Here is a 24,516-nt window from a genome sequence, read left to right on the forward strand (position 1 = left end):
TGTGTCTGGGGTTTGAAGGCGGGGTGTGGGGGTGGAGGGGGTGCTTAGGCACTCGCCCGCCCGAGTACACGGTGAGTTGGGCCCGGCAGGCGTCCTTCTCCAGACTGCGGGGTGTCTCATGACACACCGGCGGCTGACTGCCTCTCTTACCGTCAAGTCATTGGAATCTCAACCCACCGGCAGTGGAGCCATGTTGGTTCCGTATTGTGCAGCACTCGACCTGCCGCACGCCTTGGTCGAGTGAGGGTCACATACTCATCGTCACCCGAGAGGGTGACCGCCGCTACGGAACCAACGAAGCCCCTGGCCGATGGCGTGTTGAGTGAGATCACCGCACCAACGACGAGGGGCTTCGTCATGTCACCGCACCTGACCAGCCCCTTTCTCGCCTGAGGCACAGGGTGAAAGAGGTTCACTGAGTCCTGCGGTGAGTTCTTGTGCGCCGGGGCGATTTTGCCGCCTCGGCTGGCCAGCAGGAGGCGGCGCGCCCCGTGGACGGCGAGGACATGGCGGGCGAGGACCGAGCCGAGGGTGCCGGTTCCGCCGGTGATCAGGATGGTGCCGTCGGGGTCCAGGACGGTGGCGTCGAGGGAGAGGGCGGTCGGCGGCGTCGAAGGCGTGGCAGGTCGGAGGCGGGTCGCGTTTGTGCCCTGCCCGTATGGAGTGCTGGTGTGTTGCGCCTGTCGGCGACGCCTGCCGTTGACCTGGGCGGGGGATGGCTTTTGCGAGCAGGGGGCCAGGCGGGGGACGTAGGCGGTGTCGCCGCGCAGTGCTCGGCATCCGCCTGCCATGGCCCCCCGGCAGGGGCCAACGCCGAGCCGGCCGGTGAGGGATCGTCGTCGTGAGGCGTCTCCATTTCTTCTGGTTCAGGCGTTGATCAGGACGATTTTCCCGTCCGCACGACCGGTCTCGCCGAGGCGGTGTGCCTGCCCGACTTGGTCGAGGGGAAAGGTGTGCACCTGGGGGAGTGAGAGGCGTCCGGTTTCGATGAGCTCGCCGAGTTCGGCGAGTACGTAGAGGGCGCGGCCGTCGTCTCCGCGGCTGAACGTCACCTGGTGCTCTTGGGCGCCGGCGAAGTCGGCGAGGGTGACGACATGCTGAGGGCCGCCAGCGAGATCGATGAGGTCGGGCAGCACTCCGCTGCCGGCGACGTCGAGGGCCCGGTCGACGCCGTCGGGCGCCAGTGCGCGGACCTCCTTCACGAGGGTCTCGCCATAGGCGACGGGCTCGGCTCCCAGTGCTCGCACGTACGCGTGCCTGGCCGGGCTGGCGGTGCCGATCACCCGCGCACCGCGCGCCACCGCGAGCTGGACTGCGGTGCTGCCGACGTTTCCTGATGCGCCGTTGACGAGGAGCAGGCTGCCGCTGACCACGCCGAGCCGGTCGAGCCCGCGCGCAGCCGTCTCGACCGCGGTCGGCAGCGCTGCAGCCTCGGCGAAGCCGACGGACGCAGGCAGCGGCGCCCAGAAGGACAGCACCGCCAGCTCGGCCTGGGCGCCGCCTTGCTCCGACAGGCCGACCACGCGATCGCCAACGGCCACGTCCGTGACGTCCTCACCGACCTCGTCCACGACGCCAGACGCCTCGTGTCCCAGTGTCTGCGGCAGCCCTTCGTCCATGAGGCCGGCGCGCTTCTTCCAGTCACTGGCATTGACGCCGGCGGCGCGTACCGCGACGCGTACCTGGCCGGGGCCCGGGTGCGGGTTGGGAACGTCCACGATCTCCAGGACCTCAGGGCCACCGAACCGGCTGAACTGCACTGACTTCATCATGGACTCCGCTCTGAACGGCAAGCAAACACACTGGAAGAGAAGAAGACGATGCCCAGGACCGCGACCCCGAGCGAGACCGAGGCTGCTGCATGGCCTCCACGGCGCCGGAGGCGGAGCCGACCTGGTCCATGGTCACGTTGGTGAGGATGGACCAGAAGAGCTGTCCGATGCTGCCGCCCGCGCCGGTGCCGATGAGGAGCAGGCCGGGCGCGAGGTCCCAGCTTGAGGCATGGGGAGCGCCGGAGAGCGTGAGGGCGAGCACAAGCCGGTCGCCTTCCTGAACGCGGCGTCGTCGTCGAAGACCTGCTTCAGCAGGCCGAGACCCTGCGGGATCATCAGCGCGCCGAACGCTTCCTTGGAGGGTCCGGAAGGCGATGACCGTGCCGATGTTCGGCGCGAGGGCGCAGGCTGCTGAGAAGAAGGTGAACCCGGCTGAGCCGACCAGGGACAACCGGCGGGGGCCAAGGGTGTCTTTCAAGCGTGCGCCGGTGATCAGCAGGACGGCGAAGAAGGCGGTAGCGCGTGTCTGGGGACGTGTGGAGGGAGATGGGGTTCATGGGGGTCCTTGTGGGAGTGGCCCAGGGGCCCACGGGAGGCCGCGTCGGGCGTGCCGATGCATCACGAACAGCGTACGTCACGAACGCCGTACATGACGAACGGCGTTCGTTTAAGATGGAGTGGCAGCCGCTTAGGGTGCTGCTCCTGCTCCCCTCCTGGAAGGCCGAACCTCGATGCCCCCCACCCGCCGTCGTTCGACCCGCGACCGTCCGGCCAAGCCGCCGCTCAGCGAGAAGGCCGTCGTCGACGCGGCCCTGGAGATCTTGAAGTCAGAGGGACTGTCGGCCGTGTCGATGCGACGGGTCGCCGCTGCGCTGGACACCGGGCCCGCCTCGCTGTACGTCTACGTGGCTAACCGCGAGGGCCTGCTCCACGCCATGCAGGACCGCATCTTCGCGATGGTCGAACTCGAGCCCGTGGATCCGGCGCACTGGCGCGATCAGTTGCACACGCTTCTGGGGCGCCTGCGCAGTGCGCTGGCGTCCCACCCCGGCATCGCCATGACAACCATGGCCGAACCGCCCAGGAGCGTAGCGAGCCTGTGCCTGCTGGAGAATCTGCTGGCCATCCTCCTCGCAGGGGGACTTGCCCCCCAGGACGCGGCATGGGCCACCGACATCCTCGCGACCTTGGTGAACCACGCGGCCATCGAAGCCGAAGCGCGGCCTGTCGGCCACCGCGAGCAGGCCGAGGACCTCTACCGGCACTTCACCGCCCAGTCGCCCGACACATTTCCCCTCATCACCGCTCACGCCGCCCAGCTCGTCGCCGGCGACGTCGAGGAGCGATTCCGCCTCGCCGTCGATGCCGTCATCGACGGCTTCCTCACCCGACCGGCGTAGGTCATTGGCTGACGGTCTTACCCGCACCTGCTGAGGACGCCTTCGAAACCGACTGAGACCGGGCCGATTCCTCCTCGTCGCCGTCCTGGGGCGCGTCCGGATCGCGCAAGGGGCACAGGACCTGGTCGGGGCCCCTGTCCTTGATGTCGAACAGGTAGCGGCCCAGGAAGTGATGTGCTGGTAGCGGGAGAGCCGGGCGACGCCCTCCTCCTTGTTGCCGAGCCCTCGGCGCGGAGCTGACCGATGGCGGCGGCAACTCCGCTGCGTCAGCAAGTACTTGGGGCAGATCGGAACTGGGTTCGGTGGCGTAGCGCTTGGGCGACGCGCCGGACGGTGTCAGCCATGGCTGCGGCCCGTTCCCACTCAGCCGGCCGAAAGTCCGCGAGGTCGATCCGTCGGCCATGGCGAGCGCCTGCCGCGCGTCGCGGTGGGACGTGTGGCCGGATACCGGAGGGCCCGAGGCACCGGTGTCGTGGGCTGCGCCTCCGGCGCGCAGGCGTTCGTAGTCCTCCTGCTCCGACGCGAAATTGGCTCGTTGGGTGCGGCCACTCAGGGCTGCATCACCGTTTCGGGCGAAGCCTTCGTCGGCGCGTGCACATTCTTGCGTGATTGTGGTGCCGTTGGGGCTGGTGTAGTAGCGCAGGGCCGTGCAGGTTTCGGCGGCCACGTCGAGTGTCAGTTGTTCGGCGCTGCCGAAGAGCTGAAGAGGTACAGTACGCGGGTTTTGTCGGTGTCGGGCCAGGAGCGGATTCCGGCGGCGGACACCTCGTGGCTGATGTCCTCGCCCCATCGCTCGCGTACGGCCGGCGGGTATAGCCGGGTCAGCAGCACGGCCGCGTTCATGCCGGGGTGATCCCCAGTGCGCGCAGGCCGGCGGCGGAGATGCGGGCCATCTGCTCGAGTTTGGCACGCAGTTGGTCACGGCCCGCGTCGGTGATCCGCATGGTGCGGTGCCGTTCCTGGGCTTCGCTCTCTTCGCCCGCGGGCCGGATCAGCCCGCGCCCCTCCAGCCGGGACAGCGCACCGTAGAGGCTGCCTGGGCCGAGTCTGCGGTCGGCCAGCTCCTCGATCGCGGTGTTGATGGCGTATCCGTGCGGCGGACCGTCCGCGAGGACGGTGAGCACGAGCATCTGGGCGTCGTTGCTGTGCATGGGGCTCCCTGCCTCGAGTCCTCATGCTACGAGCCGCGATATTACTTGTCACGTAGTACGAGGTGCGTACTATGGTTGCTCATGGAATCCATGGAGGAGAACGGGCGGGTGTCCTCGGCCGTGGTCTGGGTGAGCCTTGGTGTGGCCGCTGTGTTCGAGGCGTCGACGGTGCTGGAGACCCAGGACAAGACGGTCAGGGCGGCGAGCCCGTGGCAGGACGACCCGTACGACGTGATGGTGTCTCTGGCTCAGTTCACGGTGCCGATGCTCGCTCTGGCGATCGCGCTGCGGTTGCTCGTGTGGCGGGCGCCGGGCGGTGCGGATCGGGCGCGGCAGACGGTGCGTGCGGCAGGGGCGATGCTCACACTAGCCGGGCTCACGCTGGCCTCCGAGTGGGCCGCGGTCGTGGCCAGGAGCCCTTTCTCGGTCTCGGGATGGGCATCGGTACTGATCAGCGGGCTGGTCGTCAACTCCGTGCTTACGGTGGTGGCAGCTGCGTCGCTCGTGCGAGGGCGCCGTCGGCGCGGTCTGTGCGGCGGTTGGCGGAATGACTGGCTCGGCGACGCCGTCATCGTCTGCCGACGCGTTCCCGTGCTGCGGCGTCGGGTCGGTCCGGACGCCACGGCCTGGGTGCGCCGCCGCGCGATGACCGTGTTCGTCGCGCTGAGCGTGCTGGCAGCCACGGCGGTAACCAGTGCGCAGGCCATCGGCGAACGCTGGACGGATCCGCTGCTCATCGCCTGGTTTCTGCTCGTCGCGGCTACCTCCAACCTCGCGTTCTGTGTGATCAGCAACGCGATTGCCGGATTCATCGCGCGTCCGCCGCGCACGCGGCTCCGCCGTATCGGCGAGGCGTCGCTGGTCGCCGGATGCGTCGCGATCAGCGTGGCGACGGCGTTCCGCGACATGCTGTGGCCCGTCTTCGGATCGGGATCGCTGACGTCCGTACCGGCCCTGGTCACTCTCACGCTCGGCGCCGGTCTGGTCACGTCCGTGATCACGGCAGCTCTCCTGCTTGCCCGCACGCACGGTGCCTCGCCTCACGATCGCGACGGTGCCGCTTCTGCGTGATCGCTGCCCTCCCAAAAGAATTCCGATGTTCCGGTATGCACCGGTGAAAGGCGGGACGATGGAACCATCCAAGGCACACGGACAAACAGCCCCGATGATCTGCGCCCGTGACCTGTCCAAGCGGTACGGGCGCAGGCAGGCTGTCAGCGGGCTCGGCTTCGCCGTGGAAGCCGGCCAGATCTGCGCGCTGCTCGGCCCGAACGGAGCGGGCAAGACCTCCACAATGCGCATGCTGGTCGGCCTGTCGTCCCCGGACACCGGCAGCGCGACCGTCCTCGGCGAGCCGGTCGGCCTGGGCGCGGGCGTGTTGAGCCGCGTCGGCGTGCTCATCGACGGCCCGGCATGCGTGCCGCACCTCACCGGCCGGGCCAACCTGCGACTCCTGTGGTCGGCGACGGGGCAGGCATGGCCACCTCCCGTACTGGACGACGCCCTCGACCTCGCCGGGCTCGGCGAGGCGCTCGACCGCAGGGTCAAGGGCTATTCGATGGGTATGAAGCAGCGGCTGATGCTGGCCCACGCCCTGATGCGGAAACCGGACGTACTCATCCTGGACGAGCCGGCCAACGGACTGGACCCTGGCGAAGTCCGGGCCCTGCGCGAGTACCTGGGCGAACTGGCCCGGCGAGGTGCCGCCGTACTGGTCTCCAGTCACCAGCTCGCCGAGGTACAGCAACTGGCCAGCCACGTCGTCGTGCTGAACCACGGCCGGCTGATCGCCGCCGGACCGATGGACGAGTTGCTCGGCGCCGCCGGCACCTACCGCCTCCAGGTGGACAACACGGAGGGGGCGGCCGCCGTCCTGCGCGCGCTGCCCGGTGTTGTGACGGTCATGACACGGCTGGATGAGATCGTCGTCACGGCGCCCGGTGTGCCCTCCCGCGACCTCGTCCACGCGCTGGTCACGGAGGGTGTCGGTGTCACGTCCGTACAGCAGGAGAGCAAGTCCCTGGAAGAGGCGTTCCTGACCATGACCGAGGGAGACGGTGAGCGTGCTGCGCGTTGAACTGACCACCCAACTGCTGCGGATCCGCACCCTCGTCGTACTCGCCTGCCTGGCCGCGGTCCCTGTCATGGCCGGCCTTTCGTTCGCCTCGGACGCAGGACACCGCAACGGCCGTCAGACCGGCCTGTTCGGCGCCTCCCCCTACTCCGCGCTCAACCACGCCATGGCGAGCATGGCGTTCATCGAGCCGCTGCTCCTTCCGATCATGGTGGCGCTGCCGGCCGCCGCGATCGCCTCGTCCGACCGGGAGTGGGGAACCCTGCGCTACCTCTACGTCGCACCCGTGAGCCGAGCCCGCCTTCTGGCGGCCAAACTCGGCGCCCTGACCGTCCTCACCGTGATGGCCACCCTGTGCGTACTGACGGCCGGCCTACTCGTCGGCCTCGCCGTCTTCGGCTGGCACCCGTTCCATGTGGTCGGCGCTCCGAATCTCACCGGTGGTGAGACGGCCGCCCGTGTCCTGTTGGCCACCGGCTACTGCCTGCTGTGCATGCTGAGCATCGCGACGATCGCGTTCGCCCTGGGGCTCCTCCTGCCCCGTGGCATCGAAGCCCTCGGCGCCGCCGTGGCCTTCGTGATCGCTGGAAGCCTCTTCAACGGCTCGCGCACCCTGCACGTGGTGCAGGTCGCCCTGCCCATGCACTACTGGCAGGACTGGAACCACCTGTTCGACTCCACGGGCAACGCGCACCTCGGTACCGGCATCGTGGTCCAGATCGCCACCAGCGCGTTGGCCACCTGCGCCGCCGCCCTCGTGCTGCTGCGACGGGACCCCGCCGCATGACACCCGATGTGCCCGCGATGCCCGACCTCCGCGACGATGCCTCCTTGCGAGCTGCCACCGCCGGCGACACGGCGGACACCGCCGCGCCGGCCGCCTCTACCGCAGTATCCGTTACACGCGGCTACGCCTCGGCCACGACGATGTAGAAGGTCACCGCCGCGAAGAACGGACCCTGCGTGAGCCGGCTCAGCCAGGCCTCCGCCTCCTGGTCGCTGAAGTACCCGGCCTCGACCGCCCGGCGAGTGGTGCGTTCCAGGCCGAGAATCCTGTCCGCGACTCCGAGGTCGCGGAAGACCGGAGTGACCGGGATGACCTCGGGCACGGTGAATCCGCTCTCGGTCGCCAGGCGTGCGAGCTGCCTGCCGATGCCGGCGTTGCGTACCACACGTTCGGCCACATGGCGGGTGTAGGCGCGGGTCAGGTCGCTGTCCGGATGGTCGACGGCCAGGGTCTCCCAGTCCGGCTCGCCCATGACGAGGCGACCGCCTGGCCGCAGGACTCGGTGGATCTCGTCGAGCGCCGCCGGGGGATCAGCCACATGTTGCAGGACCCGGTCGGTGCGGGCGCGGTCGGCGGTGCGGTCGGCCATCGGCAGGTCGTGAATGTCTGCGTGCCGGACGTCCACCACGGTCTGACCGGTGGTGCGTGTCCGGGCGGCGTCCACCATGGCCCTGTCCTGGTCGATGCCGATGACGGCGCCGGCCGGGGTGACCGCTCGGGCGAGTGCCTCGAGGTCGGTACCAGGGCCACAACCGAGGTCGAGCGCCCTGTGCCCGGCACGCAGATCGAGTGCGTCGAGCATGCGGCGCTTGTAGGAGCGGCCGAGATCACTAGTGGCGAGCCGGTCGAGATAGGTGACGGAATCGGGTTTGGTCGTCTCGAACGCGGAGGACGTCATGCGCTCAAGTCAACCAACTGCGCGATGCATAAGGGGCGCGCTATTCCGGATCGGTGTCTTCGTTGAAGTTGCCCAGATGCACAGGGGGTCGGCCCAGGTCGACGGCCGTCGGTACGTCGGGCAGGAGAGAGGCCATATTCTTCGGGCGAACGACCTCCCTGGTAGTGGCCAGATCAGCTGTCGACCACCAACGATGTCCGTAACGGGCTTCCTCCGTCCGGACGTTCATCGCGCGGACGTCGTCCGCCATGACCCGGGCGAGACGGTATTCCTCGTACTGGTCGAAGGTCTGGCCGTCGACACTGAAGATCGTCTGCCGGGTCCAGACGACGGGACTCAACCGCTCGACGGAAAGACACAGTGCCGTCTCCTCCCATACCTCGCGCACGGCGGCCTGAAGGTAGTCCTCGTCCTCCTCGACAGCGCCACCGACGGTGAACCACCATCGTGCCCCTGGAACACGCGGATCACGGCCGCACAGCAGGAGGAGGCGATCGTCGCCGTCCATGAGGAGAACACGGGAAGTCCACCGCTTTGTCAGGCCCATGAGCGCCGATGCTATCCACGGGGTGCTCCCGGACTTGACTCTCCCGTGGAGGGAGACATGAAGGTTCAGCCATGAACGGTGACACCCACTACTCGATCGGCGAACTGGCTCGGCGTACCGGGCTGACGGTCAAGAAAATCCGGTTCTATTCCGACCGCGGCATCGTGGCGCCGGCCCATCGCACACCCGCCGGATACCGCCACTACGGTGCGGACGCCATCGCCCGCTTGGCCCTCGTCCGGACGCTGCGCGAGCTGGGCCTCGGCCTCGACGTGATCCGGCACGTCACTGATCAGAAGCTCACGCTGAGCCAGGTCGCCGCGGCACATGCCGCCGCCCTGGACGTACAGATCAACACCCTGCGTCTGCGACAAGCGGTGCTGACCACTGCTGCCAGACGCGAGCCCACCTTCGAGGAGATGGGGCGCATGCACCGGCTCGCCATGATGTCAGAGGCCGAGAGGCGCCGCCTGGCCGATGAATTCCTCGACGCGGTCTTCGACGGCCGCCACAGTGAGGCAGGCCATGCCGCGATCCGGCGCTCCATGACACCCGAGCTACCCGACAGCCCCACACAGGAACAGATCGAAGCATGGGTGGAGTTGGCGGAGCTGTCCCTGGACGCAGGCTTTCGTGCCGGTGTACGGAGCTTGGTCGAGGACCACATCGCCGACCTGCCGGACGGAGCGCCCACGCCGCCACGCCCGGACGTCGTCGCCGTCACCCGCGATCTCGTGGAAGCTGCCGTGGCATCCGGCATCAGCCCTGACTCGCCGCAGGCCGATCCCGTGGTCGCGACGCTCACCGCAGGATGTGCGCTCGCCGTCGGCCGTCCCAACGACGCCCTGCTGCGGGACTGGCTGTTGCAACGACTGGAAGCCGCGAAGGATCCACGCAGGGACCGGTACTTCGCCCTGCTCGCCGTGATCAACGGCTGGCCGGCACCGGAACCCGTGGAGCCGGTGATCGACTGGTCCGTCGAGGCGCTGAGGATACGAACGAGCCGATGATGCAGCAGCCGAACCGGCGCGGAACCTGTGCAGATGCGGCACCGCCAGCCACCGGGTCACATGCCATCGGCCAATGGGGGATCGCGTACTACTGATCGCGCTGCGGTCTCCAACTCCTTGGGAAGGCATGGTCTTTGGAGGCGGCAGGTGCCCGGACGGTGCTACCGGCCGGGCCTGCAGGCGGTCGAAGGCGGTGACGATCACCTGGGTCCAGGGTCAGCGCCCGGGCCAGGCGGAGCGACAGGTGACGTGCGGTGGCGGCGAGCTGGCCGGCGGCGGCGAACAGCGGCAGGCGCGGGTGCTTGGGGCTGCGAGCGGCGTGCGGGGCGGGCCAGGTCGAGCGTCGGCATCCAGGCCAGCAGGTCGAGGACGATCTGGACGACCTCCAGCCAGACGCGGTTCTGCGCGGCTTCGTGCAGGGGCAGTTGCGCAGCCCGGTCTCGCGGGCGGCGCGGATGCGGTCCTTGGCGCAAGCGCGTTGGCGGTGCCGCGGCTCCAGGGCCGCTTTTGCCGCTTGTCATCCTCCAGGCGCCGAATTCTTGACTCAGTATTTCCTTCAACTTTCGGTGCCTTCGCATTGACGGATGAAAAGCGGGCTGCGTGGCCGTGTTTCCCGCGAAGACCCTGTGCATTCTCATTGACCAGAACGCGTCAAGTCTACTTTGCTTCTCGCCGTCTGACGGAGCATCACCTGCTGCGACCAGCAAAGACGCGTTGTGGCAGGGGAATTGTGGTCACCCCGGCACTGCCCCGTCGACGTGTCATGCAGCTCGCCTCCACCGCACCCACGGCGGAGGTCTGTACGCAGAAAGGAACCCATAACCCATGGGTAGACCCCACATTCGCGGCGCGGCCCGGGCGACCCTCACCGGTCTCGCGTCGCTGTCCCTTCTCACCGCTGCGGCGCTCGCCTCCATACCCCAGGCGACAGCCGCGCCCCAGGCCGCAGGTCACACGGCCAGACCGAACCCGTACGACCCGGCCTACCAGCACCCGTACCGGCACGGTGTCCTTCCGACCATCCAGCAGCACGCCAAGATGAAGTCCTGGTCGGCCGCCCATCCCGCCGCGACCGCGGCGACCGGGCCGCAGACGCTCTCCTACGGCGGCGGCATCGACGGCATCGGCGTCCAGAGCGGCCACTCCAAGGTCTACCTGGTCTTCTACGGCTCGCAGTGGGGCACGCAGAGCACCAACGGCAGCGGCGACGCCACGTTCTCCGGCGACCCGGACGGCGCGGCCCCGGTAACCCAGGAGATGTTCAAGGGCATCGGCACCGGCAACGAGCTGTGGTCCGCCGACCTCACCCAGTGGTGCGACGGCCCCAACGTGGCGGCTGGCGCTACCAGTTGTCCGTCCAACGCCGACTTCGTTCCGTACCAGAGCGGCGGAGTGCTGGCCGGCGTGTGGTACGACAACTCGGCGGCCTCCCCGAGTGCCGCGACCGGGCACCAGCTGGGTGCCGAGGCCGTCAAGGCAGCCGGTCACTTCGGCAACACCACCGCGGCCGCCAACCGTGACGCGTACTACGTCATCCTGTCGCCGCACGGCACGAACCCGGACAACTACCAGGGCCAGTACTGCGCCTGGCACGACTACAACGGTGACAGCACCCTGACCGGCGGCCCGGTGGCCTCCTCCTACGGTGACATCGCGTTCAGCAACCAGCCGTACAACATGGACTCCGGCGCGGGCTGCGGTGTCGGCTTCGTCAACTCACCCGGCACGCTCGACGGCTGGACCATGACGCTCGGCCACGAGTGGCACGAGATGATGTCCGACCAGAACCCGGCCGGCGGCTGGACCAACCACACCGGCAGCTCCTACGACGGTCAGGAGAACTCCGACGAATGCGCCTGGATCTCGCCCGGCAGCACGGGCGGCGCGGCCAACGTGAAGATGGGCACCGGCACCTTCGCCGAGCAGGCTAGCTGGTCCAACGACACCAACTCCTGCGCCATCTCTCACCCGATCGTGGGCGGTGGCACGGGCGGTGGCGGCACCCTCACCAACGGCACCTTCGAGACCGGTAGCCTGTCCGGCTGGACGAGCAGCGGCAGCACCTCCGCGACCACCTCAGCAACGCACAGCGGCAGTTACGGCGCGATGGTCGGCTCGACCAGCCCGACGAACACGTCCTCCCTCTCCCAGAGCTTCACTGCTCCGTCCGGCACCAGCAGGGTCTCCTTCTGGTACAACGTCACCTGCCCGGACACGGTGACCTACGACTGGGCGACGGCCACGCTCCAGGACACCACGTCCGGCACCACCACGACGCTGCTGGGCAAGACCTGCACCCAGGGCGCAGGCTGGAAGCAGGTGTCCGGCACCGTCACCCCGGGCCACAACTACACGCTCACCCTCACCAACAAGGACGACGACTACGCGGGTGACCCGACGTACACCTACTACGATGACGTGACCGTCTCCTGACCCTCACCCCAGACCGCGGGGGCGGGCCGCCGCCCCGCCCCCGCCCTCCACTGCAGTCCATCCGTCCTCTCGGGCGGCGTTCTCGGGAGCGCCCATGCCAGACCTGCCGGCCCGCCGCCGCCCCGTCCGTCCGCGCCCGCTGCACACCGGCATCGTCTGCCTGGCTGCCGCGGCCTGCCTCCTCACCGGATGTTCCGGCGGGGCCGCAGGAACCCCTCCCGTCACACCACCGCCGGACTCCAGTACCTCCCCGGTTCCGGCCGGCCACTCCCCGACACCCCTCCTCCTCGACGAACGGGCACGGGGAACGACCGTCCGAGTGACCAGCGGCACGCTCGTCGTGGTGCGCCTGCACAGCACCTACTGGTCGACCCCGGCCGGATCGGACCCGCAGGTGCTCGCCCCGTCCGGAGGCGGCACCATCCCCGCCGGCACTTGCCCGCCCGGCCGCGGCTGCGGGACCTCCTCGGCGCGGTTCACCGCCCGTCGGCCCGGCATCGCGCACGTCACGGCCCGCCGCACCTCATGCGGCGAGGCGATGCGCTGCTCCCCAGGCCAGGAACGCTACGAGGTCACCGTCACCGTGACCCAGTAGGGCCCGCGTGCACCTTCGTCGACCAGCGTCTGGCCTGGGATGAGGACCGGGCCGCCCAGAACTGCTCAAGGTCTCCCGTGCCGCCTTCTACGCCCACCGGAGGCCGCTGGCAGCGAGACCACCTCTCCGTTCTCATCGGCGATGCCGCGACGAAGGCCGTGGCCCGCCCCTTCCAGTGGCTCAGCCTTCTGATCTCAGATGTCCGTCAAACCGGCACAGGCCCAGGTCTCGGCACTTGCCCTGGGGTGATGCCGAGGTCGCGATTCGTGCACCGTCAACAGGGCCACGTTCTGGAGGGCTGAAGACCGCGGGTTGCGGTCTTCGGCCCTCCGATGGGGTGTGGCAGCCGTGGCGGCTATGACGGCGGGTAGAAGAGGGGGTGGCCGGCCTCTACCTCACAGCACGGTCTCCACAAGGGGCGGCTAACGGTGGCTGAGGTGGCGGTCGTGATCCCGGTGCCGGTCGCTGTACCAGCCGCGGTGCCGGCCATGGTCCCGATCCCGGTCCCACCCACGGCCCCAACCACGGCCCCGCTCCCGGTCCCGGTCCCAGCCCCGCTCCCGGTCCGGGCCCCGGAACTGACCGTCGCGGTCGTGGCCGCTCCTGGGGCTGTGAGAGTAACTTCTCCCGTTGTCGCGGTCGTGGCCGGATACGGCGGCCAGGGCCGGCATTGCAGCTGCGGCGACGAGGGCGCCCGAAGCCACACAGCTGGCGATCAGGCGGACCGTCGTACGAGAAACAGACATGAATCTGTCACCTCACGTTCGTGCACGCCAACCCTGCTCGGGCCGGGCGTCCAATCCGACATTCCCGGCTTGGTGCCGAGGCCCCACACTGTGGCCCTCCACGGCGCCACCAGATCAACGGAAGGGTTCGCGTTACAAAGCGCAGATAGATCCGTAACTCTCCCTTGTATGGGCCATCGAGGCTGAGGAGGGCCCTGACACCGGCCCTGTCCCAGCTGCGAATCACACCGCCTAGGACTCCGTTAGGTCTGTCTGCCTGCAGTGTTCAGGGGCATGAGGACTGTGTGGACGTACATGAAGTCAATCGTGTTCGGGCGGAGTTGGCGTTATTCGTGGCGGACGTGTTCGCCTCGGTGCCGCGCAAGGACCAGCGGGCCAAGAGCGACTGCTATCTGCGGGGCCTGATGATGGACGGCCGCCGCAAGTCCATCCAGGCCATGGCCTCGCGACTGCCGGACGGCAACGAGCAGAACCTGCAGCAGTTCGTGAACCAGTCCACGTGGGATCCGGTGCCGGTGCGCCGGCGGATCGCCGAGCGGCTGGTGCCGCAGATCGGCCCGGACGCCTGGGCGATCGACGACGTGTCGTTCCCCAAGGACGGCAGGATGTCGGTCGGGACCTGCCCGACGACATCCCGATCCCGGAGCTGGTCCGCCTGGCGAAGATCCGCTGGCGCATCGAGCACGACTACCGAGAACTCAAGCACGGCCTGGGCCTGGACCACTTCGAAGGCCGCTCCTGGCCGGGCTGGCACCACCACGCCACCCTGGTCACCGCCGCCCACGCCTTCCTGACCGAACAGCGGCTGGCCCCAAAAGCCGACACACCGGACTCACCCTGTACCAGATCCTCGACATCCTTCAGGACCTGCTGAACTGCTGGACCGGCATCTGCACCACCTGCCACCGACCTCTGCCCGGCAGGACCACGCCAAGATCAAGACAGACCTAACGGAGTCCTACTAGCGGTAATCGTCAGGATGTGACTGCATCCAGGTGTTGATCTTGTCGCGGGTCGCGACCAGCCGGCTCTGGTGCTTGTGGAGGTTGTCGAACGTGAAGTCGCCGCCCAGCGTGGTCTGCATCTGTCCGATCCAGGCGAGCGGCTGTCCAAAGTGCGCTGTGCCTTTCGGGCTGGCCGTCATGGAGTTTCCGAGGTCGTCGAGGTTGTTCAGCAGGCGGTTGAGGAAGTACTGGCAGTTCCCGGGGGTCCCGCAGCTGTCGTTGTATGTTGCCTGCAGTACCGCGAAGGCGTCGCGTACCTGCGGCACGGCCGCGCCGGGAGCGGCCGCTGTGGTCGGATAGCCATTCGATGCGGTGGTGGCCGAGGCTGAGCCACCGACCTGTTCTGCTGTAGTGCTCTTGGGTGTCGGCGTCGCCGTGGGGGACGAACCTGTCGACGCACCCGAGGGCCCAGAGCCGGACGCGGTGCTGTGCCCACCAGAACAGCCGGTCACGAGAGCAGCTGCGAGGAGCACGATGGCCGCTCCGGGCATGACCTGAGTTCGACGCATGGCTCGTCCTCGGATTCCGTGATGATGAACAGATCGGTACGCATGCATACCCGGTGTTGATGCCCGCTGTCCATCGGGCATCGCGGTGTGTGTCGTGTCCCAGTGAGCGAGTGGCTTTTCATCCTGCTCAATGGAACTGGTTTTGCCTCGTGGGTTGTTCGGTAGCCCCTGCCATGCCTCCCATCTCGGCGGTCATGGCTCAGCGCTCGTGGTCTCTCTCCATTCGCCGTTGACGAACTGAAAGGCGTCGAGACGCCCTCGCGCTGGAACCCCAGTCGTTGACCAGGCTCAGGGAGGGAGTGTTGTCAGGCTGGATGTTCGTCTCCAGCCGGTGGAGTCCCAGTTCGGTGAAGGCGTGCGATCACGCGGTGAGTCCTGAGGTTCCTTCCCCATGACTGCAGGGGAAGTTGGGGTCATCGCAGAGAAGCGTCAGGGGTACGACGGCCGAACTGCGCCCACAGCGCCCAGTCGTACCTGCAGCACCTTGCCGACGCCCGTGGACTGGGGGCTGAAGAGAGCGCGTTGAGCAGCAGGTTGCTTGCTTGCAGCCATTCACAGGGTGGTGCAACAGGATGACGCACTATGTTCATCGTGTGGTCACCTTCATGCGGGCCGATACCGGCAGTGTGACCCGTGCAAGGCAGTTGACGGAGGGATGCTGAAACGTGACGGTGTGGTGGCGTGGAACGGTGACCGCGGGTCGCTCACGGACATGGATGCCGGTGCTGGCCTGGGCGGTGACGCGAGCACTACTGCTGCTGACCCTCTTCGGCGCCCTGCGCTTCCCCGGTGACGACGTCCGCCCTGATGTGGTCGTCATCTACCACGGCTGGTACGAACGGCTGCTGACCGGCAGCTTTCCGGTCGGCGACGTCACCTGGCAGTACCCACCCGCCGCGGCGGCGGTCTTCCTCGCCCCGGCACTGCTGCCGTTTCTGACGTACTCGCACGCCTTCTACCTGCTCGCCTGCGCCGCCGACGCGACGGTCCTTGCGATGCTGCTGCGGGCCGGGCGGGCCGGGCGGGCCGACGGCCGGGACCTGGCCGGCGCCTGGCTGTGGGTCGCCGGCGTCGCCGTGCTCGGCCCGCTGGCCCTGGCCCGCTACGACGTGATGGTCACCGCCCTCGCGGTCGCCGCCCTGCTGGCCGCCGCACGGCATCCCCGGGTGGCGGGCGCGCTGGCCGGGATCGGCGCGCTGGCCAAGGTCTGGCCGGTACTCGTGCTCGCCGGTACGCGGCCAGGTCGCACGACCCGCCGCTCCTGGGCGGCGGCGCTGGTCACCGGCGCCGGCGTCAGCGCCGCGTTCCTGGCGTTCACCCGGGGACCGTTCGCGTTCCTCACCGAGCAGCGTCAGCGTGGCGTCGAGATCGAGTCGCTGGGTGCCCTGCCGTTCCACGTCCTGCGCTGGCTCGGACTGTGGCACGGCACCTCCCGGCTGCACTACGGTTCGTTCGAGTTCCTGGGCCCGTATGTGCCCACCGCGGCCCGGATCGCACTGGCCGCCGCGGTGCTGGCCCTCTGCTGGCTGATCTGGTGGCGGGTACGCGCCCGCACTTTCAGCGACGTCGTGCTCTACGACGCGGCGTTCACCGCAGTGCTGGTCTTCGTCACCACCAGCCGGGTGATCAGCCCCCAGTACCTGATCTGGCTGCTCGGCCTCGGCGCGCTCTGCCTGACCAGCCGCTCCACCGTCCAGCGCAGGCCCGTGCTGCTCATCCTGGCCGCGTGCTTCTTCACGGTACTCGAATTCCCCATCGGCTTCGGCCCGGTCGTGCGGAGCAATCTGCCGGGCATCGTCGTACTGCTGATCCGCGACGGGCTGCTGCTGGTGGCGACAGTCTCGGCCTGCCGCCGACTCTGGCGCAGTACGACCTCGCGACCGCAAGCGACGCCAGACGACGCGGCGTCCTCAGACGCCCACTACGCGGTGGCACATATGGGTTGAACCGCCCCGGGGGGCCAGGGGCGTCAGCCCTCGCCCGATGGATCCCGGCGTCGAGCCAATCTGACGATGATGCCTTCAGGGCCGCGGACGCAGCAGATGCGATAGCTGTTCTCGCACTGCGCCAGCCCGCACAAGTTCGGCGCCGTGGCCGGAGTGCCGTGCCTTGACGGGGCCGCGGTGTGCGCGGGCCCGTGTTGCGCATGGCAGGGGTCAGGGACTGGTCAGCGTGCGGTAGTGCTCGTGCCGGTGGCCCACAGCGCGCCGCCCTCGCCGGGGCCGCCGGCGCTCGTGTGAACGACGAGGTTGCCCCTCGGACTGCATGACGGCGCAGGCGCCAGGGTGGCCTGAGGTGTGGGTGGACCAGATGGCGGCGCCGTCGAGTCGGCGGTACGTCACCAGGTTGCCGTCCGTCCGCATGACCTGGCGGGTGTAGGTGCCCTGGGTCCACCAGACGGGCTTGAGGGTGGTGTCGGAGTAGGCGGTCTGCGACCGGGCGTAGGTGCCGCACGACTCTCCGTTGGAATCGGAAGTGTCGGAAGGTGGAGTGCACAAGCCCGTCGAGTGCCGTGCGCGCGTGCTTCTCGACGTGCTCGTTCGTGAGGTCGTAGTGGCCGGTGAGTCTGCGGAAGATGAGTGGGCCGAAGAGGATGTCGATGACGTCGTCCACGTCGGTGTCAGGCGAGGCTGCCTGAGCCAGGCGACGCGGGCGCACGCCGGCCGGCCGGACCCGCATCGCGAGGAAACGGCAGGTCATCGGGGAGCGGGAGCCTTCCCGCCAGGTCACCTCCTGGAAGGCTTCCCGTCCGGCGGTCGCGGCCAGTTCCGTCTCCGTCATGGGTGGCTGCCGGTAGCGGGGCACCGGTCGGCGGCAGGCCGGATCCGGCGGGAGCGGTGGGGACTGCGTCGTGCGGCTGGGCGGTCAGATCGCCGCGGATGCCGACCACGTACGCGTGTTCCCGCTCGCCCAGGGCGGCACGGAAGTCCGCGTTCTGGCCGGAGCCGGCATCGGCCACCACCACTGGCGGCACCAATCCCCATCCGGCCAGTTCGTCCAGGGCATCGAGTGCCAGGCGCCACTTCTCCCGGTGTCCGACGTCTTCCGGCACGCCGGTCTGCCTGCGCCGGACGGTGTCCTTGGCCCATTCCCGCGGCAGGAACAGGGGCCAGTTCAGCGGGCACGACGCCGTGTCGGAGACCGCGTGGACGCTGACCGCGACCTGGCAGTTGGCCTGTATGCCCAGCGCACCGCAGTACTGGTGCGCGACGCCGACCGACATCCTGCCGTCCTTGGGGAACGACACGTCGTCGACCGCCCAGGCGTCCGGGCCGATCTGCGGCACCAGCCGCTCGGCGATCCGCCGGCGCACCGGCACCGGATCCCACGTGGACTGGTTCACGAACTGCTGCAGATTTTGCTCGTTGCTGTCCGGCAGTCGCAAGGCCATGGCCAGGATGGACTTGCGGCGACCGTCCATCATCAGTCCCCGCAGATAGCAGTCGCCCTTGGCCCGCTGGTACTTGCGCGGCACCGAGGCGAACAGGTCCGCCACTAATAACGCCAACTTCGCCCGAACACGGTTCACCTCATGCGTCCACACACTCACCGTGCCCCTGAACAAGGTCGACACACAGACCTAGCGGAGTCCTACTAGATGATCGATTCCAAGGGGGTTCGGTGGTCGTAGGTGGTCGGTGCGCGCATGACCCGGTGGCCGCGCATGAACCTGACTCCACTCATCAGGCCGGCCCCCTTGGCATCGATCATCCAGGGAACCGGGAGGCGCTTTGCCGGCGGACCGCCGAGATCAGTCCGCCGGGCCGCTCCTCGCGCTGCGGCGGGGTGCTGATCGGGCGACCGTAGGCGGCAGCGCGCTCACGCAGGGTGTGGCTGACGGCCTCCCAGCCGTGCCCGGCCAGCCAGCCCACCGGGTCGTCGGGCATCTCCGAGACCCACATGGACGCCGCCGATCCAGGCGCGGCGTCCGCGCCGAAGCGCTCGATCACGCCGCGCGAGCCCAACGTCAGCCCCATCCGACTGCCTGGCGCCGACTGCGCGCTGATCCGGGCCAGCAGCAGCTCCACCGCGTCCTCGGGCAGGTAGATCAGCAGTCCTTCGGCGATCCACACGGTCGGCACCGCCGGATCGTGCCCTGCGGCGGCCAGCGCGCCTGGCCAGTCCTCGCGCAGATCCACGGCGACGGTGATCCGCTCGCAGCGTGCGACGGCCCGCTCCTGGCGCAGCACCGAAGCCTTGAAGTCCAGTGGCGCGGCGGTGTCGACCTCGAACAGCCGGGTGCCCTCGGGCCAGTCCATCCGGAAGGCCCGGCTGTCCATGCCGGCGCCGAGCAGCACGACCTGCCGGACCCCGGACGCGGAGGCCTGCTGCAACAGGTCGTCGAGGAACTTCGTCCTGATGACGATGGAGAACGCAACGCCCAGCCGGCGGCGTCGCGCGGCCTCGTCACCGGGCAGCGGCGGCGAGGAGGGCCCCAGGCCGCCGGCGGTGGCGAAGGCCTGCGCCAGTGGGTCGCGGAACAGCGCGTCCTCCCGCTCGGTCTCCAGCGCCCGCACCCTGGCCACCCCCACCGCCGTGGCCCACACTCCCGACGGCTGCACCCGCTCCTGTTCATCAGTCACCGCGCCAGCCTAGACGATAGATTCCAAGGGGGCCTGATGAGCGGAGCCAGGTTCCTGCGCGGCCGGCCGGACATGCGCGCACTGACCGCCACCGACTTGGCGGCCCTCGCCCTGCCGGACCTCATCCCGGCCGCCCCGCCACCCGACGACTGGAGCACCCCAGCCTCCCTGCGCCCCGTCACCGGAGAAGAGAAGCGATGACGAGCCAGCTGCCGCCGCAGGCGACCGACCACTACACCCAGCTCCCCGACGCCGAAGTCCTCGCGCCCCACGAGCTCCTGACCGCGCGCGAGAACATCGCCGACACGACGCAGCCCGGGCCATGATGTGCCTCCACGGCCCGGCCGGCGTGGGCAAGTCCCTCGCTGCCAACGTCTGCCTGCGCGAGCTCGAAACGCACCCGCGGCGAGGAAGTCTGCCGGATCACCTTCCACGCCCGCCCACCGCCCGCGCAGTTCTGGTGGCAGCTCGCCGCCGGCGCTGGAAGCCGCGCCGCGTACTGCCTACGCCTGCACACACCTGCACACACCTCTGCCTGGGCGAGTCGAAGCGGGCGCGGCACTGATACCAGCTCACCCACTCCATGGCCGACACCGCGCCGCCGGATGCCGCGTTCCTGGAAGACCTGGTGCACTTCGCCCGCTATGTGCGTGCCAACGGCTCCCGGGCGACCGCCCCCACCGGACGCCTGCAGAGCGAGGTCGACCGAGTCGCCGCCCGCACCCCCAACTCCTCCGTGATCGTCGCCCTGCCCGACCACGAACTGGTCGTCCAGCACAGGAGTTCACCTCAGGCCGGTGACCACCAAGAAGAGAGAGCCGGGAGTTTCATCTCGGTCACCGGTTTCGAGGCCACCGGCCGGACGGACTCCCACCATGACGCCATTCGGCACGGGAAGTCTCCCGTGAACCCTAGGGTCTGTCCGGCGGATCTTGCTGGGCTCTCCCTGAGCACAGCCGGTGCTGTGGCACTTGACGGTGTTTCCGATCAATTGAGTCGACACCCGTTCCGAGCTGCGGGAAACTCCCCGCGATGACTCAACGAACCGACACGCCTCCCACGTGGGACGAGCGTACGCAGCTGGCCACCTTCCTGGACTACGCCCGTGATACCGCGCGAGCCAAGTGTGAGGGCGTGTCCGCCGAAGATGCTCGCAAGGCCCCACTCCCGAGTTCACCGCTGATGACGTTGTGCGGGCTGATCAGTCATCTGCGGTGGGTCGAGTACTACTGGTTCCAAGTGATGTTCCTGGGCGAGGAGCTTGCGGGGCCGCTCACCGAGGCGACCGACGATGATCCCGATCCTGAGATGCGGACAGCAGTCGACATCCCGTTGCCCCAGCTTCTCGCCGAGTACGAGGAGCAGAGTGCCCGCTACCGTCGCCTGGTGTCCGACCACGAGCTGAACTCAACGGCCAAGCGTCCCATCAGCGACGGCCGCCACGTCGATCTCCGCTGGGTGATCCTCCACCTCATTGAGGAGACGTCCCGCCACAACGGCCACCTCGACGTCGTGCGTGAGCTCGTCGACGGGCGGACCGGCGCCTGAGATCTGTCGTGCGGGTCACGAGCGGAGCCAGAGCCGGATCGAGGCGAGGGTGACGGTGCCGTGGAACACATAGGCGCGTTTGTCGAACCTGGTGGCCACGGCGCGGGAGTTCTTGAGTGCCAAGATGGTCCGTTCGACTTCGTTCCTGCGCTTGTAGATCGTCTTGTCGAAGCCGGCGGGCCGTCCGCCCTTGCTGCCGCGGCGTTTGCGGTTGGCTCGCTGGTTCTTCGGCTCGGGGATGGTGTGCTTGATCTGCCGTCTGCGCAGGTAACGGCGGTTGCGGCGGGAGGAATACGCCTTGTCACCGCCGAGGTGGTCCGGGCGGGTGCGGGGGCGTCCGCCGCCGAGGCGGCCGACACGGATGCGTTCCATGACGGGGATGAACTGCGGGGCATCGCCCCACTGGCCTGGAGTGATCAGCAGGGCCAGGGGACGGCGCCCGCTTTCCCCAGCCAGATGGATCTTGGAGGTGAGGCCGCCCCGGGAGCGTCCGAGTCCCTCGTCGGGACGGTGTTGCCGGGGCGCGCGCCTGTTCCCGATCTGCGGGGGCCTCTTGCGTGCTCCGGCCGCGTGCTGGTGGGCTCGGCAGGTGGTGGAGTCCACCGACACCATCGACCAGTCGATGCTGCCCTGGGCATCCGCGTCGGCCAGGACGGCCGCGAAGAGCCTGTCCCAAGTGCCGTCCGCTGACCAGCGTCTGTGCCGCTCATACACGGTCTTCCACTTCCCGAACCGCGCAGGCAGATCCCGCCACGGCATCCCGGTCCGGTTCCGGTACAGGATCCCGTTGATGATCCTGCGGTGACTGGCCCAACGACCGCCGCGTTGCCCAGCCTTGGGCAGATGCGGCTTCAGCCGGGCCCACTCCTCGTTCGTGAGATCTCCCCGCCCCATGGCCATGCCAACGGACCGAAGCGCGAGAAGTCACATGATCCGCCGGACAGGCCCTAGCCTCCGCCCGCCCCGTGCGCGCACGAATCGCCTCGCCGCCGCCCGCGCGTGGGTCACCCGTCATCGGCGCGCCGCCCTGGCCCACAGGCTGCGCAGCGCCTGCTACGGCATCGGCACCGGAGCCATCGGCCTTGTCTTCATGTGGGTAGAGCAGCGCCTTTGGCGACTCGGAAGGCCTCCACGGCCCACCTTGCCAACGGCCCGCTGACCGGCGGTCCTCATGGGGAAAGGAATCTGCGCATGCCGCTCCGCAGAACCCTTGTCCTCGCGATCGCGGCCGTCTCCAGGGCATTCACATCCCTCCTCGGTGTCGGCGCGGGCAGCGCCACCGCCGCCATCTCGGCAATGGACGCGGCGGCACCGCGCGCGGTCGCCCTCGCTGTCCCCAAGGGCAGCTTCGTGCCCAGTGCCGTACCGGTCGGGACCTTCCTGAGTCGCCAGAACCCAGGGGCCCGCTCCGTACCCGAGCGGCCGTCCTGGCACCGCTGTGCCAGGTGATCGGCGAGAACCTCGAACACGGCCTCGCCGCCCGCTCCTACGAGATTTCCGGCGGAGGAGCTGTTGCTGCCGAAGGGAGTAAAGGCGGGACGGCTGCCTGTCTGGCCCCGGCGGCAACTGATCCACGCTATACCGTTCCGGGTCCGTACCGGTGTTCCGTGGAGGGACGTACCCGTCGAGTACACGTCGTGGGGCTGGATCTACGACCTGTTTCGCCGATGGCAGCGGGACGGCACCTGGTGCAGGGTCCTCACCCGGCTCCAGTCCCAGGCTGATTCGAAGGGCGCGATCACACGGGAACTGAGCGTCGACTCCACGGTGTGCCGCGCTCAACCGAAGGTGGCGCGGGTCGATGGCGGTGAGCTGAGAACCCCATCCTTGAACGTCGATTGATCTCCGCGCGGTCCCCTGATCTCCTCGCGCTCGCCCGGCTTCGTCGCGACGAGTGCGGACAGCGCCGAGCTAGACCTCATTCGGACAGTGCGACCGGGGATCACATGCCGAACCACGCCATCTGAGCCCGCGTGAACGCCCCCGGCGGGGCGGCCGGTAGACGGTGTGGCGAACGCGTTGACCGCCGTGGCGGCCGTCACTGACCCAACCGCAGCTTCCGAGCCGGCTCGTGAAGCCGGGCGAGCGCGCTGGTCGCCTTCTCCGCGTGTGGAGAAGGCGACCAGCGGTGTGGCGGGCAGGGCTACTTGAACCAGTACCGGACGCCGTGGTGGTGGGAACAGGTGCCCTGCGAGTGCCGCGAGTCGATCAGCGATCACCGGCACAGGTCAGTCGGGAAGGTTGACCGCTGCAGGCCGCGGAGCCGTGGCACAGCCGTGGCCGGTGCCGAACCGCTGGGCCCTGGCGCCGCACAGGACAGGCGCTGATCGCTGTGGCATGCCGCGACCTGCGGCTTCAGCGGCCGTCAGTCGAAGTCCTCTGCGTGGTCGCGGGCCCACTGCGCGAAGCTGTGGCCGGGCCGGCCCAGTACACGTTGCACGGTCGGCGTACACGGCGACCCGCCGGTCGCGGCCAGGGAAAGGAACTGCAAGATCGCCTCGACAGTTGCTGGGTCGGAGAAGCGACCGTAGTGCTCGCGGGCCTGGTCCGGGGACAGCTCCTCGATACGCAGAGTCCTGCCGATCGCCTGCCCGATCTGTTCCACCTGGCGGCGCTGCGAGATCAGTTCGGGTCCGGTCAGCATGGCCGCGCTCGATGGATCGGTCGCTACCGCGTCCTCGGCACCGATGCCCAGCGCCGTGACCGCGACGGCGGCCACATCGCGTTCGTGGACCGGCGCCGTGACGGCGTCGGGGTGGACCAGCCGCACTGTGCCGCTCGACCTGATCGACTCCGCCCAGCGCAGGCTGTTGCTTGCCAGGACCAGGGGCCGTACCGGCGTCCAGGGCAGGCCGGCGGCCGACAGCGCGTCCTCGACCGCACGGTGCTCCTGGGCGATCGCGTTGTGCTCCATGCCCGGCAGCAGAACACTGCCGGAGGAGAGCAGCACGACGCGTTCGAGGACCGCCTCGGCGGCCACTGTGGCAAAGCCTTCGGCGCTGGCCGGCGGGGCGTAGAGAAACACCCTGTGCACGCCGTCGAGTGCGGGGCGCAGCGTGTCGAGCCGGGTGAGGTCGGCGGTCACGACTTCGGCAGCGGCCGGCAGGCCGGCCCCAGACCGCGGGTCGCGCACCGAGGCACGAACGGGTTCGCCGACAGCGAGCAACTGGCGGACAACATGGCGGCCGACGCCACCTCGGGCTCCGATGACCAGAGTGGTCATGATGTGCTTCCTCTCGCAAGATCAGCCCCGGCGAGGGTGAGCACAGGCACGTCGGCAACACGCGAGACGAGCAGGAGCCGGTTACAGCCCGGCTGACGTGCAACGCGGTGCCACAGGGCGCTCAACCTCGACCGGATGCGTTCCGGTACTCGCGCCTCAGGGCCACCGCAGTGACTGGCGAAGCGTTCCGACGCCGCACTTCGCCTACCAGAACCGTAGCACTGCCCGCGCCGCGA

The 24,516-nt window shown here is 68.9% G+C and carries 25 protein-coding genes and 3 pseudogenes; 14 read left to right on the top strand and 14 right to left on the bottom strand.

The window, feature by feature from the left end; all coding sequences use genetic code 11:
• Positions 1–152: 152 nt before the first annotated feature.
• Together ACWC2T_RS33540 and ACWC2T_RS33545 are read right to left on the bottom strand one after the other, a co-directional pair.
• Positions 153–791 (bottom strand): KR domain-containing protein, encoded by a 639-nt coding sequence (locus ACWC2T_RS33540; protein WP_450674100.1) that lies wholly within the window; start codon positions 789–791, stop codon positions 153–155.
• Between the two features lie 75 nt (positions 792–866).
• Positions 867–1,769: an NADP-dependent oxidoreductase gene (locus tag ACWC2T_RS33545; protein WP_450674130.1), complete on the bottom strand. Its 903-nt coding sequence runs from the start codon at positions 1,767–1,769 to the stop codon at positions 867–869.
• A gap of 734 nt (positions 1,770–2,503) precedes the next feature.
• Between ACWC2T_RS33545 and ACWC2T_RS33550 the strand changes: the two genes are divergently transcribed.
• Positions 2,504–3,172 carry a TetR/AcrR family transcriptional regulator gene (locus tag ACWC2T_RS33550; RefSeq protein WP_450674101.1) on the top strand — a complete coding sequence of 223 codons (669 nt, stop codon included), beginning with the start codon at positions 2,504–2,506 and terminating at the stop codon, positions 3,170–3,172.
• A 1-nt stretch (position 3,173) separates the two neighbouring features.
• Here the strand turns inward: ACWC2T_RS33550 and ACWC2T_RS33555 are convergent, their stop codons facing one another.
• Genes ACWC2T_RS33555 through ACWC2T_RS33565 form a run of 3 tightly spaced genes read right to left on the bottom strand, consistent with a single transcriptional unit; the run spans position 3,174 to position 4,323 of the window.
• Positions 3,174–3,839, bottom strand: coding sequence for a hypothetical protein (locus ACWC2T_RS33555; RefSeq protein ID WP_450674102.1), 666 nt, complete (start codon positions 3,837–3,839; stop codon positions 3,174–3,176).
• An 8-nt stretch (positions 3,840–3,847) separates the two neighbouring features.
• Positions 3,848–4,015, bottom strand: coding sequence for a hypothetical protein (locus ACWC2T_RS33560; RefSeq protein ID WP_450674103.1), 168 nt, complete (start codon positions 4,013–4,015; stop codon positions 3,848–3,850).
• Entirely contained in the window at positions 4,012–4,323 is a 312-nt protein-coding gene (locus tag ACWC2T_RS33565; RefSeq protein WP_450674104.1) for a helix-turn-helix transcriptional regulator, read from the bottom strand. Before ACWC2T_RS33565 ends, ACWC2T_RS33560 begins: the two co-directional genes overlap by 4 nt.
• 81 nt (positions 4,324–4,404) lie before the next feature.
• On the opposite strand from ACWC2T_RS33565, the gene ACWC2T_RS33570 reads away from it, so the two are divergent.
• Genes ACWC2T_RS33570 through ACWC2T_RS33580 form a run of 3 tightly spaced genes read left to right on the top strand, consistent with a single transcriptional unit; the run spans position 4,405 to position 7,184 of the window.
• Positions 4,405–5,394 carry a hypothetical protein gene (locus ACWC2T_RS33570; RefSeq protein WP_450674105.1) on the top strand — a complete coding sequence of 330 codons (990 nt, stop codon included), beginning with the start codon at positions 4,405–4,407 and terminating at the stop codon, positions 5,392–5,394.
• Positions 5,395–5,452: 58 nt separating this feature from the next.
• Positions 5,453–6,400 carry an ABC transporter ATP-binding protein gene (locus tag ACWC2T_RS33575; RefSeq protein WP_450674106.1) on the top strand — a complete coding sequence of 316 codons (948 nt, stop codon included), beginning with the start codon at positions 5,453–5,455 and terminating at the stop codon, positions 6,398–6,400.
• Complete coding sequence (locus ACWC2T_RS33580) at positions 6,387–7,184, top strand: ABC transporter permease (protein ID WP_450674107.1); 798 nt, start codon at positions 6,387–6,389, stop codon at positions 7,182–7,184. Before ACWC2T_RS33575 ends, ACWC2T_RS33580 begins: the two co-directional genes overlap by 14 nt.
• 121 nt (positions 7,185–7,305) lie before the next feature.
• Here ACWC2T_RS33580 and ACWC2T_RS33585 read toward each other — a convergent pair whose 3' ends face one another.
• Both ACWC2T_RS33585 and ACWC2T_RS33590 read right to left on the bottom strand, forming a co-directional pair.
• Positions 7,306–8,082, bottom strand: a complete 777-nt coding sequence (locus ACWC2T_RS33585) for a methyltransferase domain-containing protein (protein ID WP_450674108.1) — start codon at positions 8,080–8,082, stop codon at positions 7,306–7,308.
• Between the two features lie 40 nt (positions 8,083–8,122).
• The gene (locus tag ACWC2T_RS33590; protein ID WP_450674109.1) at positions 8,123–8,629 is read right to left on the bottom strand and encodes an NUDIX hydrolase; all 507 of its coding nucleotides are present in this window, start codon (positions 8,627–8,629) and stop codon (positions 8,123–8,125) included.
• Positions 8,630–8,700: 71 nt separating this feature from the next.
• Between ACWC2T_RS33590 and ACWC2T_RS33595 the strand changes: the two genes are divergently transcribed.
• Entirely contained in the window at positions 8,701–9,639 is a 939-nt protein-coding gene (locus ACWC2T_RS33595; protein ID WP_450674110.1) for a MerR family transcriptional regulator, read from the top strand.
• A 165-nt stretch (positions 9,640–9,804) separates the two neighbouring features.
• On the opposite strand, the pseudogene ACWC2T_RS33600 reads toward ACWC2T_RS33595, so the two are convergent.
• Positions 9,805–10,144 (bottom strand): annotated as a pseudogene (locus ACWC2T_RS33600) (transposase); the annotation flags it as partial.
• 320 nt (positions 10,145–10,464) lie between these two features.
• Between ACWC2T_RS33600 and ACWC2T_RS33605 the strand changes: the two are divergent.
• The 3 genes and pseudogenes from ACWC2T_RS33605 to ACWC2T_RS33615 all read left to right on the top strand — a co-directional run bounded on the left by ACWC2T_RS33605 (position 10,465) and on the right by ACWC2T_RS33615 (position 14,287).
• A complete protein-coding gene (locus tag ACWC2T_RS33605) occupies positions 10,465–12,072 on the top strand; it encodes a hypothetical protein (RefSeq protein WP_450674111.1) in 1,608 nt (535 codons plus the stop codon).
• A gap of 94 nt (positions 12,073–12,166) precedes the next feature.
• Positions 12,167–12,667 carry a hypothetical protein gene (locus ACWC2T_RS33610; protein WP_450674112.1) on the top strand — a complete coding sequence of 167 codons (501 nt, stop codon included), beginning with the start codon at positions 12,167–12,169 and terminating at the stop codon, positions 12,665–12,667.
• Positions 12,668–13,697: 1,030 nt separating this feature from the next.
• Positions 13,698–14,287, top strand: a pseudogene (locus ACWC2T_RS33615) (transposase).
• Between the two features lie 87 nt (positions 14,288–14,374).
• Here ACWC2T_RS33615 and ACWC2T_RS33620 read toward each other — a convergent pair.
• A complete protein-coding gene (locus ACWC2T_RS33620) occupies positions 14,375–14,926 on the bottom strand; it encodes a hypothetical protein (RefSeq protein WP_450674113.1) in 552 nt (183 codons plus the stop codon).
• Positions 14,927–15,642: 716 nt separating this feature from the next.
• On the opposite strand from ACWC2T_RS33620, the gene ACWC2T_RS33625 reads away from it, so the two are divergent.
• Positions 15,643–16,872 carry a glycosyltransferase 87 family protein gene (locus ACWC2T_RS33625; protein ID WP_450674114.1) on the top strand — a complete coding sequence of 410 codons (1,230 nt, stop codon included), beginning with the start codon at positions 15,643–15,645 and terminating at the stop codon, positions 16,870–16,872.
• A gap of 210 nt (positions 16,873–17,082) precedes the next feature.
• On the opposite strand, the gene ACWC2T_RS33630 is transcribed toward ACWC2T_RS33625, so the two are convergent.
• The 3 genes and pseudogenes from ACWC2T_RS33630 to ACWC2T_RS33640 all read right to left on the bottom strand — a co-directional run bounded on the left by ACWC2T_RS33630 (position 17,083) and on the right by ACWC2T_RS33640 (position 19,473).
• Positions 17,083–17,424, bottom strand: coding sequence for a hypothetical protein (locus tag ACWC2T_RS33630; protein WP_450674134.1), 342 nt, complete (start codon positions 17,422–17,424; stop codon positions 17,083–17,085).
• Positions 17,425–17,530: 106 nt separating this feature from the next.
• Positions 17,531–18,470 (bottom strand): annotated as a pseudogene (locus tag ACWC2T_RS33635) (IS701 family transposase); the annotation flags it as partial.
• Between the two features lie 163 nt (positions 18,471–18,633).
• Positions 18,634–19,473 (bottom strand): class I SAM-dependent methyltransferase, encoded by an 840-nt coding sequence (locus ACWC2T_RS33640; protein WP_450674131.1) that lies wholly within the window; start codon positions 19,471–19,473, stop codon positions 18,634–18,636.
• Positions 19,474–19,545: 72 nt separating this feature from the next.
• On the opposite strand from ACWC2T_RS33640, the gene ACWC2T_RS33645 reads away from it, so the two are divergent.
• The 3 genes from ACWC2T_RS33645 (at position 19,546) to ACWC2T_RS33655 (ending at position 21,057) form a co-directional block, all read left to right on the top strand.
• The gene (locus ACWC2T_RS33645; RefSeq protein WP_450674115.1) at positions 19,546–19,710 is read left to right on the top strand and encodes a hypothetical protein; all 165 of its coding nucleotides are present in this window, start codon (positions 19,546–19,548) and stop codon (positions 19,708–19,710) included.
• Positions 19,707–19,835 carry a hypothetical protein gene (locus ACWC2T_RS33650; protein ID WP_450674116.1) on the top strand — a complete coding sequence of 43 codons (129 nt, stop codon included), beginning with the start codon at positions 19,707–19,709 and terminating at the stop codon, positions 19,833–19,835. The genes ACWC2T_RS33645 and ACWC2T_RS33650 overlap by 4 nt, the downstream gene beginning before the upstream one ends.
• Positions 19,836–20,541: 706 nt before the next feature.
• Complete coding sequence (locus tag ACWC2T_RS33655) at positions 20,542–21,057, top strand: DinB family protein (protein WP_055703923.1); 516 nt, start codon at positions 20,542–20,544, stop codon at positions 21,055–21,057.
• A gap of 15 nt (positions 21,058–21,072) precedes the next feature.
• Here ACWC2T_RS33655 and ACWC2T_RS33660 read toward each other — a convergent pair whose 3' ends face one another.
• The gene (locus tag ACWC2T_RS33660) at positions 21,073–21,951 is read right to left on the bottom strand and encodes an IS5 family transposase (RefSeq protein ID WP_450674132.1); all 879 of its coding nucleotides are present in this window, start codon (positions 21,949–21,951) and stop codon (positions 21,073–21,075) included.
• 297 nt (positions 21,952–22,248) lie between these two features.
• Here ACWC2T_RS33660 and ACWC2T_RS33665 point away from each other — a divergent pair, with 297 nt between their 5' ends.
• Complete coding sequence (locus ACWC2T_RS33665; RefSeq protein ID WP_450674117.1) at positions 22,249–22,506, top strand: hypothetical protein; 258 nt, start codon at positions 22,249–22,251, stop codon at positions 22,504–22,506.
• Between the two features lie 63 nt (positions 22,507–22,569).
• Positions 22,570–22,899, top strand: coding sequence for a transposase (locus ACWC2T_RS33670; RefSeq protein ID WP_450674118.1), 330 nt, complete (start codon positions 22,570–22,572; stop codon positions 22,897–22,899).
• A 523-nt stretch (positions 22,900–23,422) separates the two neighbouring features.
• On the opposite strand, the gene ACWC2T_RS33675 is transcribed toward ACWC2T_RS33670, so the two are convergent.
• Positions 23,423–24,280 (bottom strand): NAD(P)H-binding protein, encoded by an 858-nt coding sequence (locus ACWC2T_RS33675; RefSeq protein ID WP_450674119.1) that lies wholly within the window; start codon positions 24,278–24,280, stop codon positions 23,423–23,425.
• Positions 24,281–24,516 lie beyond the last annotated feature (236 nt).

This window comes from Streptomyces sp. NPDC001393, from assembly GCF_053597455.1.